14 protein-coding genes are annotated in these 13,144 nt (G+C 70.2%); 12 read left to right on the forward strand and 2 right to left on the reverse strand.

Translation table 11 applies throughout. From position 1 onward, the window contains the following. Nucleotides 1–72: 72 nt before the first annotated feature. From NQO67_RS29760 to NQO67_RS29805, 10 genes are all read left to right on the forward strand, one after another. Complete coding sequence (locus NQO67_RS29760) at nt 73–600, forward strand: type II toxin-antitoxin system RatA family toxin (protein WP_255953418.1); 528 nt, start codon at nt 73–75, stop codon at nt 598–600. After that, a complete protein-coding gene (locus tag NQO67_RS29765) occupies nt 600–1,091 on the forward strand; it encodes a hypothetical protein (RefSeq protein WP_255953419.1) in 492 nt (163 codons plus the stop codon). Before NQO67_RS29760 ends, NQO67_RS29765 begins: the two co-directional genes overlap by 1 nt. Beyond that, entirely contained in the window at nt 1,088–1,642 is a 555-nt protein-coding gene (locus NQO67_RS29770; protein WP_255953420.1) for a flavin reductase family protein, read from the forward strand. The genes NQO67_RS29765 and NQO67_RS29770 overlap by 4 nt, the downstream gene beginning before the upstream one ends. Further along, the gene (locus NQO67_RS29775) at nt 1,639–2,592 is read left to right on the forward strand and encodes a VlmB-like protein (RefSeq protein WP_255953421.1); all 954 of its coding nucleotides are present in this window, start codon (nt 1,639–1,641) and stop codon (nt 2,590–2,592) included. Before NQO67_RS29770 ends, NQO67_RS29775 begins: the two co-directional genes overlap by 4 nt. After that, nucleotides 2,589–3,608: a beta-ketoacyl-ACP synthase III gene (locus tag NQO67_RS29780; protein ID WP_255953422.1), complete on the forward strand. Its 1,020-nt coding sequence runs from the start codon at nt 2,589–2,591 to the stop codon at nt 3,606–3,608. The genes NQO67_RS29775 and NQO67_RS29780 overlap by 4 nt, the downstream gene beginning before the upstream one ends. A gap of 83 nt (nt 3,609–3,691) precedes the next feature. Beyond that, complete coding sequence (locus NQO67_RS29785) at nt 3,692–3,934, forward strand: phosphopantetheine-binding protein (RefSeq protein WP_255953423.1); 243 nt, start codon at nt 3,692–3,694, stop codon at nt 3,932–3,934. After that, nucleotides 3,931–5,181, forward strand: a complete 1,251-nt coding sequence (locus NQO67_RS29790) for a beta-ketoacyl-[acyl-carrier-protein] synthase family protein (RefSeq protein WP_255953424.1) — start codon at nt 3,931–3,933, stop codon at nt 5,179–5,181. Before NQO67_RS29785 ends, NQO67_RS29790 begins: the two co-directional genes overlap by 4 nt. Before the next feature lie 150 nt (nt 5,182–5,331). After that, complete coding sequence (locus NQO67_RS29795) at nt 5,332–6,381, forward strand: fatty acid desaturase family protein (RefSeq protein ID WP_255953425.1); 1,050 nt, start codon at nt 5,332–5,334, stop codon at nt 6,379–6,381. Nucleotides 6,382–6,671: 290 nt separating this feature from the next. Then, nucleotides 6,672–7,466 (forward strand): AfsR/SARP family transcriptional regulator, encoded by a 795-nt coding sequence (locus tag NQO67_RS29800; protein ID WP_255953426.1) that lies wholly within the window; start codon nt 6,672–6,674, stop codon nt 7,464–7,466. 107 nt (nt 7,467–7,573) lie between these two features. After that, nucleotides 7,574–8,674, forward strand: coding sequence for an FkbM family methyltransferase (locus NQO67_RS29805; RefSeq protein WP_255953427.1), 1,101 nt, complete (start codon nt 7,574–7,576; stop codon nt 8,672–8,674). Between the two features lie 73 nt (nt 8,675–8,747). On the opposite strand, the gene NQO67_RS29810 is transcribed toward NQO67_RS29805, so the two are convergent. Then, nucleotides 8,748–9,896: an MmyB family transcriptional regulator gene (locus NQO67_RS29810; protein ID WP_255953428.1), complete on the reverse strand. Its 1,149-nt coding sequence runs from the start codon at nt 9,894–9,896 to the stop codon at nt 8,748–8,750. 256 nt (nt 9,897–10,152) lie between these two features. On the opposite strand from NQO67_RS29810, the gene miaB reads away from it, so the two are divergent. Together miaB and NQO67_RS29820 are read left to right on the forward strand one after the other, a co-directional pair. Beyond that, nucleotides 10,153–11,607, forward strand: coding sequence for a tRNA (N6-isopentenyl adenosine(37)-C2)-methylthiotransferase MiaB (gene miaB, locus NQO67_RS29815; RefSeq protein ID WP_255953429.1), 1,455 nt, complete (start codon nt 10,153–10,155; stop codon nt 11,605–11,607). A gap of 233 nt (nt 11,608–11,840) precedes the next feature. Then, on the forward strand, nt 11,841–12,602 hold the full coding sequence (locus NQO67_RS29820; RefSeq protein WP_255953430.1) for a class III extradiol dioxygenase subunit B-like domain-containing protein: 762 nt from the start codon (nt 11,841–11,843) through the stop codon (nt 12,600–12,602). Nucleotides 12,603–12,648: 46 nt separating this feature from the next. On the opposite strand, the gene NQO67_RS29825 is transcribed toward NQO67_RS29820, so the two are convergent. Then, nucleotides 12,649–12,816 carry a gliding motility protein gene (locus tag NQO67_RS29825; RefSeq protein WP_255953431.1) on the reverse strand — a complete coding sequence of 56 codons (168 nt, stop codon included), beginning with the start codon at nt 12,814–12,816 and terminating at the stop codon, nt 12,649–12,651. Nucleotides 12,817–13,144 lie beyond the last annotated feature (328 nt).

The following is a 13,144-nucleotide window of genomic DNA, read 5'->3' on the forward strand; positions in this document are numbered from 1 at the left end:
CCGCACGGCGCCCGCAGCACCCCGCCCCACCTCCGCCCGCCGACCGTACGACCGACCACAGGAGTACCCAGCGTGCGAACCATCCACCTACGTGTGGCCCTGGAGGGCCAGGAGTCCGGTGCCGCCTTCGAGGCCATCGCCGACTTCACGCGCTTCGCCGACCTGGCCGAGGACATCCACGTCGTCGAGACCCATCAGGGCCCGTCCTCGGACGGCCCCCGGGACAGTGACTGGGAGGTCAACTTCCGGCGCGGAGTCATGCGCTGGAACGAGACCGAGGTGCTGGACCCGGAGCAGCTCACCATCGAGTTCGACCAGACCGACGGGGACTTCGAGGAGTTCCGCGGCCACTGGCGGCTGACCCCGACGGACCCCGGCACCGAGGTGTTCTTCGAGGTCACCTACGACTTCGGCATCGAGAGCCTGGTCGGGATCATGGACCCCATCGCGGAACGCGTGATCAAGCGGGCCCTCTGCTCGGTACTGGAGGGACTCTTCGGCCGCATCAGCGTGCTGGAGGGCGGCGAAGCCCTCACCGACCTGCCCGGCTCTTCTTCCCCGACCCCGACCCAACCACTCGTCACAGGGAGGAGCGCCTGATGGATGCCCTCAACCGCTTCGAAACCAAGACGACCTACCGGCTGATCCGCCTGGAGTACCTCTTCGCCCTGGTGGTCAGCTTCTACTTCCTCTTCAAGCACCTGGACGACATCAGGTGGTGGCCGTTCGCGCTGCTGTTCGTCTACATCGACCTGATCGGCTACATCCCGGGTGCCATCGCCTTCCACCGCAGCGAGACCAAACGGATCTCGAAGGCGTACCACGTCCTCTACAACACCATGCACAGCATGGCCACCCAGGCGGTCGTGGCGCTGCTGTGGGGGCTGCTGTTCGGCAGCGAATGGGCGCTGCTCGCGCTGCCCATCCACCTGTGCGGGGACCGCGCGCTGTTCGGCAACTTCCTCAAGCCGTTCCGGGTGAGCTTCGAACCCGTGGCGCACCCGAAGTTCGCCGACCTGGTCAGCGAGATCGAGGGCGAGCCCGCGCGGCTGCCCGTCGGCGCCGCCGCCCAGCAGTCCGCCGCGTCATGACGACGCCCACCGGAACGATCCGCACCCAGCCGGAACGGGCCGCCGAGCTGGTCGAGTCGACGGCATGGCACGCCGCGCGAAGGTTCCCCACGGGCGTGTCGGTGGTGACCACGGGAAGCGGTGAGACGGCGCACGGCAGCACCGTGAGCGCGTTCTCCTTCGTCTCCCACGACCCCCCGCTGGTGGCCATCTGCCTGGCGCGCGGCAGCTCCCTGCTGACCCGCATCGCCGAACACCGCAGCTATGCGGTCAACGTGCTCGCCGGCCACCAGTCGGCCGTGGCCCGGCACTTCGCCAGCCGCGCCAAGAAGACCGGTCCTGCCCAGTTCCACGGCATCGGCTGCACGCCAGGTGAGGGAGGCGTGCCGCGCCTCACCGGGACCGTCAGCTGGCTGCACTGCCGCGTCCGCGACCTGGTCGAGGCCGGCGACCACGTCATCGTGCTCGGCACCGTGACCGACTTCGGCTGCGACCGCGGGCGTACCCCGCTGCTCTACTTCGCCGGCCATCTGCACCCCGAACGCATTCGGATCGAGGAGGACACCCCATGACCGACGTCATCCCCGCGGAGGCGGACTGGGACCGCGCACCCGGCCTGCTGGAAGGGGCCATGGACCTGGAGCTGACCGCGGCGGACTGCAACCTCCGCTACTGGATCCAGGCGGTGCCGCAGGGCACCCTGCGCGGCCGGCCTGACGGCCACGACCCCGCCCTGAAGGTCGGCGAGCACATGCGCCAAGGCCCGTTCTACGAGGCCATCACCCAGGAGTACGCCTTCCGCGCGCTCGCCGAGGAGAAGGCCGCCCGGGTGCTGGCCTACCTGGTCCCCATCGCGCCGGACATCGACGGCATGGAGTTCTACAGCACCCAGGTGCTCGACGAGGCCCGGCACTCGATGATCTTCCGCAACCACCTGCTGGCGCTCGGGGTCCCCGCGCAGCGCCTGAACCAGGCCATCCAGGAGTTCGCCTCCCCCTACCAGGACAGCGTGCTGGCACCGCTCGAGCAGCGCAGCCTGGAGATCATGCGGGACGACCGCGACTACATCGGCGGCGTGGTCATGATGACCATCATCCTGGAAGGCGCGCTCGCGCCCGCCGCCGAGCTGAGCGAGCGCAAGTGGCGCCCGATCGACCCGGCGGCCGCGGAGATCGACAAGGGCGCCGGCATCGACGAGATCCGCCATCTGACGGTGGGCGCCGCCATCGCCCGCCAGTACCTGCTCGACCACCCCCAGGAGAAGGACCGGGTGCTCGAACTGATCCACAACGGCATGAAGATGTGGGAGTACCTGCCCACCCACGACCTGGTGCACTGGCGCGAGGTGAAGTTCCAGGAGGGCCTGGAGCGGTACGGCGACCTCGTCGGGGACTACGAGGTGTGGCCGGGCCGCCGGCTGCTGGACACCACGCCGGACGAGCGCCAGGAGACCGCCGACCGCTGGTCCGACGAGATGAAGGCGCAGCGGCTGAAGTACATGGGTCTTGCGGAGGCGCTGTGACGCCGGCGCGGCACGGCCGTACCGCCGCCGTGCTGTCCGGAATCGGCGCCTGGTTACCCCCGAGGGTGGTCACCAACGACGAGCTCGCGACACGTCTGGACACCTCCGACGCCTGGATCCGCAGCCGTACCGGCATCGGGCAGCGCCACTTCATCGAAGCCGGCATGTCCACCGGTTCGCTCGCCGTGGAGGCCGGGGCCCGGGCCCTGAAGTCCGCGAACCTCGACTCCGTCGACGTGGTGGTGCTCGCCACCACCACCCCTGACCAGCCGTGCCCCGCCACCGCCCCGCTGGTGGCGGCCCGGCTCGGCATGACCGCCGTCCCGGCGTTCGACGTGGGGGCGGTGTGCGCGGGATTCGTCTACGCGCTGTCCGTCGCCGCCGGTCTTATCGTCTCCGGCACGGTCGGCAACGCCCTGGTCATCGGCGCGGACGCGTTCTCCACGCTGCTCGACCCGACCGACCGCGGCTCCGGCGTGATCTTCGGGGACGGCGCCGGCGCCGTGGTGCTGCGCTCCGGCGAGCCCGACGAGCCCGGTGCCCTCGGTCCGTTCGACCTCGGCACGGACGGGGAGCACGCCGAGCTGATCGAGATACCCGCGGGCGGGTCGGCGCAGCGCGCCGGCGGCGTACCGACCCGCGCCGACGACCACTACTTCACCATGCAGGGGCGTGCGGTGTTCAAGCACGCCGTGCTGCGGATGACCGCATCGGTGCAGCGCGCCGTCCGGCGGGCCCGGTGGACCATGGCCGACGTCGACCGCGTCGCCGCCCACCAGGCCAACTCCCGCATCCTGCACGCCCTCGCCGACCAGCTGGGCATGGCGCACGAGACGTTCCTGAGCAACATCGACCGGGTCGGCAACACGGCCGCGGCCTCCGTGCCGCTGCTGCTGAACGACGCGGTCGCGGACGGCACCCTGCGGCCGGGCCAGCGGGTGGTGCTCACCTCGTTCGGCGGCGGGCTCGCCTGGGGCTCCACCACCCTGCGCTGGCCGGAGCTGGACGTCGTCTGACCGGACGTACGCCAGGCCGTCGACCGCACCACCCCGCACGAAAACGCCCCGCAGAAAACACCCCTCTCGAAACGGAGACAGTCATGCCGAGTGTTCTCGACCAGATCAGCGACATCCTGGTCAATCGGTTCGGGGTCGAACCGGAGGAGGTCAACGAGGACGCCACGATGCGCAGCCTCGACCTGGACTCCCTGGCCATGGTCGAGTTCGCCCTCGTCGCCGGGGGCGAGTTCCAGGTGACGATCGAGGACGAGGAGGTCGACGCCGACTCCACGGTGAAGGACCTCATCGCCCTCATCGACGGCAAGAAGAAGGCGTTGGCGTGACACCGACCCGCGGCTCCGGTGCGCCCGACGTGGTGGTCACCGGACTGGGTCTGGTCACCCCGGCCGGGGTGGGGGTGGCGGAGACCTGGTCGCGTGCGCTGAGCGGCGAGCCGACCGCGGCCCCCGACCCGGAACTGGACGGGCACACCGTCGACTTCAGCTGCCGGGTGCCCGGGTACGACCCGGTCGCCCAGTTCGGCAGGCGCCGCGCCTGGCGGCTCGACCGGTATGTGCAGCTGGCGCTGACGGCCACCCGCGAGGCCCTGGCCGACAGCGGGCTGAACCCGCAGGACGCCCGGTCCTGCGACGCCACCCGGGTCGGCGTGGTCCTCGGCAACGCCCTGGGCGGCACCTCGACCTTCGAGCAGCAGGTCCGCAGCCTGCACGAGGCGGGACCGCAGGCCGTCTCCCCGATGCTGGTGCCGATGTCCGCGGTCAACATGGTGTCCGGCTACGTCGCGATGGAGGTGGGCGCCCGAGGCCCCAACCTGGTGACCGCCACGGCCTGCGCCTCGGGGGCCACGGCGATCGGCGTGGCCCGGGACATGCTCCGCTCGGGGGCGTGCGACGTGGTCATCACCGGCGGCACGGAGTCGAGCCTGACCCCGACCGTCATGGCGGGCTTCGCGCGGATGGGGGCGCTCTCCCGGCGCCGCGCGGACCCGGCGGCGGCCTCCCGCCCCTTCGACGCCGACCGGGACGGGTTCGTCGCGGCCGAGGGCGCCGGGGTGCTGGTCCTGGAGACGGCGGCCCACGCACGCTCCCGGGGCGCCCGGGTACGGGCCCGGCTCGGCGGGTACGGCGCCTCAGCCGACGCCCACCACGCCACCGCGCCGGATCCCGAGGGCCGGGGCGCCGAACTGGCCATCCGGGCGGCGCTGGACAGCGCCGGCGTCGCACCGCACGAGGTCGACCACGTGAACGCGCACGGCACGTCGACGCCGCTCAACGACCTGACCGAGGCCCACGTCCTGAAGCGGGTGCTCGGGTCGGACGCCGTCGTCACGTCGACCAAGGGCGTGACCGGCCACTCGCTCGGCGCGGCCGGCGCCATCGAGGCGGCGCTCACCGTCCTCGCCGTCGAGCACGGCACCGTACCCCCGACGGCGAACCTCGACAGCCTCGACGCGGCGATCGAGGTCGAGGTGGCGGCGAAGACGCCGCGGGAGCTGCCCATCGACGTCGCGATGAGCAACTCCTTCGGATTCGGAGGGCAGAACGCCGTCCTCGTGTTCACCGCGGCCTGACCGTTCACCGCGGCCCGACCGCGCCGCCGCTCGGGTTTCCCGCGCGATGTCCGCGCCGGTCACCCCGGCCGGCCTGCCCTTCCGGCCGGGGGGTCCGGGGGGCGTCCCCGGGGAAATGCAGAATTCGGTTCGATACGAAGGAGAACGCGCATGCCCGCGCGACAGGACATGCTGGTCCTCTCACCGACCGGCACCTTCGAAGAGCTCTTCGAGCGGGTCAAGGAGAAGGGGCTGATGGAGCCCCGAAACAACTACTACACCCTGAAGATCGCCTCCAACCTGCTGCTCTTCGCGGCCTGCTGGGCGGCCCTGTTCTGGTTCGGGGACACCTGGTGGCAGCTGGTGACGGCGGTGGTGCTCGCGCTGGCCTTCGTGCAGACGGGCTTCATCGCGCACGACACCGGTCACAAGCAGATCTCGAAGTCGAAGGTGCCCTCGGAGATCCTGGGCGCCGTGCACATGAACCTGCTCATGGGCACCGCCTACGGATGGTGGATCAACCACCACAACCGTCATCACAGCAATCCCAACAACCTGGACCGCGATCCCGACACGATGCGCCGTCAGGTGATCTTCGACGTGGACGAGGTCCCGGCGAAGGCGACCACCGGCTTCCGGCGGTTCATCATCCGATTCCAGTCGGTGATGTTCTTCGTGCTGCTCAGCCAGGAGGCATGGCGCCTGCACGCCTCCGGGTTCAAGGCGGCACGCGCGGGACAACTGCGCCGGCCGGTGCTGGAGCTCGGCCTGATCGCGGTGCACGCCGTCGTCGGTGTGGCGGCCGTGTTCAGCGTGCTGTCGCCGGTCAAGGCGGTGGTTTTCATCCTGCTCAACCAGGCGGTGTTCGGGTTGTACCTGGGTGCCGTGTTCGCCCCGAACCACAAGGGAATGGTGGTCCACCGCAACGACGTCCAGCTGGACTGGCTGCACCGGCAGGTGCTGACATCCCGGAACATCAGGTCCACACGGCTGACGGACTTTCTCTATGGCGGACTCAATTACCAGGTCGAGCACCACTTGTTCCCCGCCATGCCACGTGTAAACCTGCGGCGGGTGCGACCGATGGTCCTCGACTACTGTGCGGAGCACGGTATTCCGTACCTGGAGGTCTCCGTCTGGGAGTCCTATGCGGAAGTGGCCCGATTCCTCGGTCGAGTGAGCCGGGAAGCGCGCGGAGACGCGGCGCCACAGGTAGTCTGATGTGTGTGGCCCGGCGGTCGGCCGGCGGCAGCCGTACGGCTGCATTGCCTTCCGGCTCGACGGGCCGCATAATTTTAAGTGCTCTTTGCGCGCCAGTGTGTCTCCCCCTTATAGCTGCGCTCGTCGCCCGATGTCAATTACTGGATCGGTAATAGACACCAGCAATTACTCGGGCGAGGATCGGACCAGCCGAGGGCGCCTGCCAGAGGTTGAACATTCTACCGGGGTGCCCATGTAACCGTCGGACGATTAAGCGCGGGGGACACATGGCATTTAGAATTCTCGGCTCCGTGGGAATAACCAACGCTGATTGCTTCACCGCCGTTCAGGGCGCGCGTCAGTGCACCTTGCTGGCGCTGCTCTTACTCAATGCCGGTCAACCGGTCACCAAGAACCAGTTCTTCGATGAACTATGGGAAGACGAGACGACGCTGGCCCGCCCCGGGAATGCCTTGCAGGCTCAGGTGGCCAGGCTGCGCAAGTTCCTGCGCGCCGAACTCGGCGACGAGTTCGTCTCCCGCAGGCTCATCACCCGACCGTCCAGCTACGTCCTGGACATCGACCCCCTCGATGTGGACGTGCACCTGTTCAGCTCGCTGACGCGGCAGGCCCGGGCCCTGATGGGCAGCGACCCGGAAACCGCCAGGGGCCTGCTCCACCAGGCCCTGACCCTCTGGCAGGGCCCGGCCTTGCAGGGTGTCACCGGCGGCCCGATCTGCCAGAGCGTCGCGGCACAGCTGGAGGAGGACCGGCTCAGCGCGGTCGAGGACCGCATCCAGCTCGACATCACCATCGACGGTCATGCCCAAGCAGTCGGCGAACTGCGAAAACTGGCATTCCTCACACCATGGCGCGAGCGCCTTTTCGAATGGCTCATGGTGTGCCTCTACCGCCTCGGACGGCAGGCGGAGGCGGTACAGACCTACAACGAGTTCCGCACCCGGCTGGTGGAGGAGTACGGCATGGAGCCTTCACCGAGCGTCAAGAGGTGCCTGCTGGCGATCCTCAACCAGGACCCGGCGCTCGGTGGCGCAGAGCGCCTCTCGATGGCCCGCAGGCCGGTCGGTGTGGGCAGGTCCGCCTAGGCGTGCGCCCAAGACGGCCACGGCAGCCCACCCGGCCGGCCCCGAGGGTGCACGCACACGTCGAACAGAGCAGACCACGACAGGGAGGAAACAAGAAGGTGGAAACGATGACCTCGCCGGACGCCGCACAGCGGGAGACCGCCGACCTGGAGCAACTGGTCCTGCGCTACCCGGGGGTCGCCCGGGCAGGTGTGGAGCGGGGTGCCGACGGGCGCCTGAGCGTGCGCGTGCAGGGGTGGAACCACCCGGAGGACCTCTCGCCGGCCGGGCCGCTGAGCGAGCTGGCCGAGATCAATCCGCACGAGACCCGTTTCCTGTACGACGAGATCTTCACCGCCGAGGCGTATCTCCAGGGCGGCATCACCCTGCGCGAGGACGCCGTCGTCTTCGACGTGGGCGCGAACATCGGCATGTTCAGCCTGTTCGTCGGGGCCCGCTGCCCCTCCGCGCAGGTGTTCGCCTTCGAGCCGGTGCCCGACGTCTACGACGTGCTACGGCACAACGTGGAACGGCACGGCACCCGGACGACGCTCTTGCAGTACGGCCTCTCCGACCGCCGGCAGGAGATCGGCTTCAACTTCTACCCGGGCATCTCGATCATGTCGTGCCGCAGCGACTACGCCGACCTGGACAACGAGGTCGACCTGATCAAGCTGTACGTCGAGAACTCCCGCGCCACCGGGGCACCGGGACGTGAGGAGCACCTGAACCAGGTGGAGGCCCTGGTCGCCAAGGACTTCGAACTCACCGAGCGGCGCTGCACGCTGCGCACGTTCTCTGACGTCGTCGAGGAACTCGACGTCCCCCGCGTCGACCTGCTGAAGATCGACGTCCAGCGGGCCGAACTGGACCTGCTGCGCGGCGTCCAGGAACACCACTGGTCGCTGGTGCAGCAGATCAGCATGGAGATCCACGACGAGAAGGGCACCCCGACCGAGGGGCGGGTCACCGAGATCAGGGAACTGCTGGGCGCCAACGGTTTCCGGACGAACGTCGCCGAGGAGGACCTGCTGCGCGGCACCGGCCGGTACGCACTCCAGGCCGTCCGACCCGAATACGCGGACGACCCGCGCCCGGTGGCCGCAGCGGTGGGCACCGCACGCCCGCTCGAGGCCGCGGCGCTGTCCGGCTGGCTGGCCGAGCGGCTGCCGGCCGACCGGCTGCCCCATGAGGTGACGGTGGTCGACGCCCTGCCGCCCACCGTCTGAACCGGGTGACGCCAACGGCTCGGGCCCCACGCTCCGAAGGAGCGTGGGGCCCGTCCACGTGGGGCAGCGCTGTTCACAAGCGGCGCAGCCCCACGTACTGGAGGGCCGCCATCGCTCCGACGACCAGCCCTTGCAGAACGACCCACCCCGTGCCCACTCCCGTGGCCCCCAAGGCGTCCGTGGCCGCCGCCACGATGCTCAGTACGGCCCACAGGGCGTTGAGCGTGATCACGACGAGGGCGGCGGCACGCTTGATGTGCTCCTGCCGCACGACGAAGAACACCCACAGCGCGTACACCGTGAGGAACACGCCGATGGGGTACTGCACCGCACGCTCCACCCCCAGGACCGAGTCCAGGACGGTGGCCAGTGCGAGATAGCCGATGCCGTTGACGCCGGTGAGGATCGCGTCGGCCACCAGGGCGAGACGCAGCAGCCGGTCATTGCCTTCCGTGCCCACCAGCGGCGCGGTGCCCGCGGTCCGGGCTGTCGTCATGGTGCCTTCCTTTCGTTGTGCACGCGCCGTCGAACGGGGCGTGCGCTGGGCGGATGCGAACAGGCGGGAGGTGCCGGCCCACGCGTGCCCCGGGGAATCGAGCACCGCCCGGGTCTCGGCGTCTGCGGGCAGGAACGATTCGAGGGCGATGCCGTCGAGGGCGTTGGAGCCGGCACCGATCCGGGACGAGACGCTGCCCGGCCGGTGGCCGAAGGAGGTGACCACGTGGAAGAAGTTGAGGAGCTGGCCGTCGCGCCACAGCCCGATCGGCACGCACGGGAACGGCGCCGCTTCGGCCGGTCCCTCGCCACCCAGCGACACCACGGGATAGGCGAGCAGATCGGCCTCCAGCCGCCCGAGCCGCCGGTCACCCGTCATCGCATGCCACTGCCGCACCGAGCGCAGGATGTTTCCCCGCACCCGCCAGGGATCGGAGAGGTACGGCGCCAGGCCCTCGGGGTGCAGGACGATACGCAGGAAGTTGGCCGGCGGTTTCCGCAGGTGGGCCGCGACGTCGTCGATCAACAACTGCATCGTGTGGTTCAGGGCCACGATGTTCCAGCACGAGTCGGTGATCAGCGCGGGGAACGGCTCATGGCCGATCAGTATCTTCTCCAGGGCCGGACGGGCGCTCCTCGGCAGCGGGGGATCACTCCGGTACCACCGCAGCCCGGCCGGCGCGTGCGCCCCACCCTTTTCCTCGTCGGTACGCCGACGTGCTGTCAACCCAACCTCCCCGCTCATCCCTCGCTGCGGCCCGTGTCAGGGACAGTAATGACGGCTCTGACCAGGCCTCAATTACCTCTCAGGTAATCGGGGGATCACCGAGCGCTGCTGCCGTGCGCCGGGAGACGTGGTCGGTCACCGCAGCGGCGGCTCACCGAGCACCTACTCTTGAGGGGTGACCAGCAGCAGCGACCGGAGCATCGCAGTGGGTGTTCAGCAAACCAAGAGCTATGAAATCCGCACTTACGGGTGCCAGATGAACGTCCACGACTCCGAGCGGCTCGCCGGGCTGCTGGAGGACGCGGGCTACGTGCGCGCGCCCGAGAGCGCCGACGGGGACGCCGACATCGTCGTCTTCAACACCTGCGCGGTGCGGGAGAACGCCGACAACCGCCTCTACGGCAACCTCGGCAGGCTCGCCCCCGTCAAGGCGAAGCGCCCCGGCATGCAGATCGCCGTCGGCGGCTGCCTCGCCCAGAAGGACCGCGACACCATCGTGCAGCGGGCACCCTGGGTGGACGTCGTCTTCGGCACGCACAACATCGGCAAGCTGCCGGTCCTGCTGGAGCGCGCCCGCGTCCAGCAGGAGGCCCAGGTGGAGATCGCCGAGTCGCTGGAGGCCTTCCCCTCGACGCTTCCCACCCGCCGCGAGAGCGCCTACGCCGCCTGGGTCTCGATCTCCGTCGGGTGCAACAACACCTGCACCTTCTGCATCGTCCCGGCGCTGCGCGGCAAGGAGAAGGACCGCCGCCCCGGCGACATCCTCGCCGAGGTGGAGGCACTGGTCTCCGAAGGCGTGTCGGAGATCACCCTGCTCGGCCAGAACGTGAACGCCTACGGGTCGGACATCGGCGACCGCGAGGCCTTCAGCAAGCTGCTGCGCGCCTGCGGCGACATCGAGGGCCTGGAGCGCGTCCGCTTCACCTCCCCGCACCCGCGCGACTTCACCGACGACGTGATCGCGGCGATGGCCGAGACACCCAACGTGATGCCGCAGCTGCACATGCCCATGCAGTCCGGTTCCGACCAGGTGCTCAAGGCGATGCGCCGGTCCTACCGGCAGGAGCGCTACCTCGGCATCATCCGCAAGGTGCGCGAGGCGATCCCGCACGCCGCGATCACCACCGACATCATCGTGGGCTTCCCCGGCGAGACCGAGGAGGACTTCGAACAGACCCTGCACGCGGTCCGCGAAGCCAGGTTCGCCCAGGCCTTCACCTTCCAGTACTCCAAGCGCCCCGGCACCCCGGCCGCCGAGATGCCCGGACAGGTCCCCAAGGAGGTCGTCCAGCAGCGCTACGAGCGGCTGGTCGCCCTCCAGGAGGAGATCTCCTGGACGGAGAACAAGAAGCAGGTCGGCCGCACCCTCGAGCTGATGGTCTCCAAGGGCGAGGGCCGTAAGGACGACGCCACCCGACGGCTGACCGGCCGGGCCCCCGACAACCGCCTGGTGCACTTCACCAGGCCGGACACCGAGGTGCGCCCCGGCGACGTGGTGACCGTCGAGATCACCTACGCCGCCCCGCACCATCTCCTCGCCGAGGGCCCCGTCCTGGACGTGCGCCGCACACGGGCCGGAGACGCCTGGGAGAAACGCCAGACGGAGGACAAGGCCGCCGCACAGGCAGCAAGCGTGATGCTGGGCCTCCCAAAGGTGGGCGCCCCCGAACCCCTGCCGGCCGCTCCCGCAGGCGGCTGCGGCTGCGACTGAAGGCCCCGGGCACCCTTCCCGCGCACCGGGAGCGCCCGTTGCACCAGGACGATCGGAGCCCGCCCGGCGGGACGAGGACCCGCCGGGGGAGAGCCGCGTCTGAGACGGAAGGTGCCGTGGGGGTATGTGCTCCCCCACGGCCTTGAGGGCGTGGGAGGTACCCCCCAGCAGGACCGCCGCTGGGTGCCGGTGAACTGACGGTCCAGGGCACCCGCCGGGATACGCTCAGGATCATGCTTGTCGCCGCCGCCGTCTGCCCCTGCCCCCCGCTGATCGTCCCGGAGGTCGCGGCGGGCGCCGCACCCGAGTTGGACGACGTCAGGTCCGCCTGCACCCGGGCACTTGGGGAGCTGGCACAGACAAGGCCGGACCGGCTCGTCATCGTCGGACCCACGAACGGAAACGGCAGCGCGAGCTATCCACAGGGCGCCCAGGGATCCTTCCGGGGCTTCGGCGTGGACGTCGACGTACGGCTCGGGCCACCCCCACACCAGCAGCGGACCTATGCACAGGCGGACCCCACCACCGCCCCGGACGCCACCTCCGCACAACCCGGTCTGCCTCCGTCCCTCGCCGTGGGCGCCTGGCTGCTCGCCCACGCCGGCCGGCCCACCGCGCCGGTGACCGGGCTCGCCGTGGGGGAGCAAATGGACAGCGGCCAGTGCGTGGCGATCGGGGCAGAGCTCGCGGCGGGACCCGAGCGACTGGCGCTGCTGGTGGTGGGCGACGCCAGTGCGTGCCGCTCGCTCAAGGCGCCCGGCTATTTCGACGAGCGCGCCGCCGACTTCGACGCCGCGGTCGCGGCCGCGCTGGCCACCGCGGACGTGCCCGCCCTGGAGTCCGTCGACGCTGCGCTGGCCAGCGAGCTACAGGCGGCCGGCCGCCCCGCCTGGCAGGTACTGGCGGGCGCCGCCAAGGAGGCAGGCCTGCACGGCACGCTCCTCCACGACGACGCCCCCTACGGTGTCGGCTACCTGGTCGCCGCGTGGACGTAGCCGGCACCTGAGGCACGGGCCCGCGCCGGCAGCGGGCCCGGCACCGCTACGGGTGGGCGCCCTCGCCCGACTCCCGGTCGGCCGCGGTCTCGGCGGACTGCTGCCGCGGGATCTCGGCCGTCTCCGTGCGGGGCGCATCGCCGGCCGCACCACCGGTGGGCTCGGACGCCTCAGACGACCCGGACGGCTCGGCCTCGACCGTGGCATCCGTCACAGCATCGGTATCCGCAGGACCATCGACACCCGGACCGTCGACATCCGGACCGTCGACATCCGCAGGAACGCTGACACCCGCCGCAGCAGTGGCAGAGACCTCGGCCCCCACCCCCTCCGTGGACTCGGCCAACGGAGTGTCCGCGCCGGACTGCGGTGTTGACGCCACCTCCGCGATGTCCCGTGACCGGCGGAAGAACCGTGAAAAGAAATTCATGTCGACTCCTGTCGTCGCCGCGTGGCCGTAACCCGCGGCACCAAGTCGGCCCCTGCCGCCGCCCACCCGTGCCGCGCACCGGCGTCCGGCAGCGCACGCGGGGCACGCCCAC

The organism is Streptomyces odontomachi, assembly GCF_024435355.1.
GTDB classification, from domain to species: domain Bacteria; phylum Actinomycetota; class Actinomycetes; order Streptomycetales; family Streptomycetaceae; genus Streptomyces; species Streptomyces odontomachi.